Genomic DNA, 222 nt, shown 5'->3' on the forward strand with positions numbered 1-222 from the left:
GCACCGCGCCGAACCGGGTGGCGCGGTCCTGTTTCAGGGCTTCCACCATTTTCTGTTCCGCCTGCTGCATGCCCCGGGCCTTGGCGTAGGTATCCAGCTTGTCCCCCTGGATGGCCAGCACCGCCACCGAGAGCACCAGCTGCCCGCAGGGCAGGCCCAGGGCCAACCCCACCAGAATGATCAGGGCAAGGGACGGTAACATAACAAAATCCTCCTTTTTTG

The 222-nt window shown here is 63.1% G+C and carries 1 pseudogene; it reads right to left on the reverse strand.

The features are described 5' to 3' along the window. Nucleotides 1–202, reverse strand: a pseudogene (locus tag H6B10_RS16760) (hypothetical protein); the annotation flags it as partial. Between the last annotated feature and the right edge of the window lie 20 nt (nt 203–222).

This window comes from Gemmiger formicilis, from assembly GCF_016901605.1.
Lineage (GTDB): Bacteria > Bacillota > Clostridia > Oscillospirales > Ruminococcaceae > Gemmiger > Gemmiger formicilis_B.